This window comes from Inhella sp., assembly GCF_027532025.1.
Classification (GTDB): Bacteria; Pseudomonadota; Gammaproteobacteria; order Burkholderiales; family Burkholderiaceae_C; genus Inhella.
Window position 1 is genome coordinate 1 of record NZ_JAPZSY010000093.1, and the last position, 1,257, is coordinate 1,257.

The following is a 1,257-nucleotide window of genomic DNA, read 5'->3' on the forward strand; positions in this document are numbered from 1 at the left end:
CACGGCATTTGCCACGCAGCTGAGCGCCACCGGCGGCAGGTAAACCGTGTTGAACAAAACCGCCGCTCCAGTCGCGGTTCAGCGGGTGTTTGGCGGTGGGTATTGGGGATTGGATCGCAGGCAGGCGGCGCATGCGCGCGATTCTGCTGCAGCGCTGCAGTGCCGGGATGCACGCAAGCCCGGTACAGCGCTGTGACCCGTCACTGGCGGGCTTGCACGCGCCCTCACACCTGGGGCGCGCGCTGAGTCTGGGCGTGGCTGGCGCAGCGGCAGCCCCCACGGCTCACACGGCATGGTGCACAGCGCTGGCCGCCGCCACGCTGGCCGGCGACTCCATGGACTGCGTGAGCTCACGGCGGCCCCCGCGCTTGTCGCGCTTGTCGCGTTTGTCCTGCTGCCGCGAACGTGGGCACCGGCGCACCCGGCAGCGGCAAACGCTGGGCACCCCCCAAGCGCTCCACCACCCGCAGCGGCCCGTGCTGGCACTGCGGGCAGCGCAGCACATCGATGCGCGCCACCCGGGCCATGAAGGCCTGCGCAGCCTCATGAGCGGGCGGATTCGGCGCGGGCTGGCTCAGTGCTTGCCGCGCCCGCGCCAGCTGCGTCTTCTTGCAGCCGTTGGCCAGCACGCCGTAGTGGCGGATGCGCTGGATGCCCGTGGGCAGGATGTGCAGCATGAAGCGGCGGATGAACTCGTCGCCGGCCAGCGTGACCCGACGCTTAGCCCCGTGGGCGTTGGCGCGCACGCTGAACACCACCTCGCCTTGGTGGTTGATGGCCTGGATGCGCTCGTTGCCAATGGCCGTGCGGTGGGTGTAGCGGCTCAAGTAATTCAGCACCTGCGCCGGACCACCCAGCGGCGTCTTGGCATAAACCACCCAGGCGTGGCGGTAGAGCGCACGGCGGCCCTCGGCCGTGAGGTTGGGATCGCGCTTGGGATCGGGCTTGGGATCGCGCCTGGGATCGGGCTTGGCCTCATCGAGTTCTGCGCGGGCACCGGCCAAGCCCCTGAGCGCCGCCATGAAGTGCGCCCTGAAGACACTGGAGAGCGCATGCACCGGGAACAAGAAGTCGGGCTTGCGACTGGGCAAGGCCCAGCGCCCATCGGGGCTCAAGACCCCGCAGGCCATGACGGCGTGCAGGTGCAGGTGCTGGCGCAAGTCCTGGCCCCAGGTGTGCAGCACCAAGCTGAAGGCCCCTTGCCCGCCAGCGACGCCCATCCAGCGCGGGTTGGCGGCGAACGCGCCCAGCGTGCGC

General features: G+C 70.1%; 1 protein-coding gene. It reads right to left on the bottom strand.

Annotation, left to right across the window (positions count from 1 at the left end; translation table 11 throughout):
* Nucleotides 1-350 precede the first annotated feature (350 nt).
* Nucleotides 351-1,257 (bottom strand): transposase (locus O9335_RS12180; protein ID WP_298388437.1); only part of this gene is annotated, 907 nt, incomplete at its 5' end.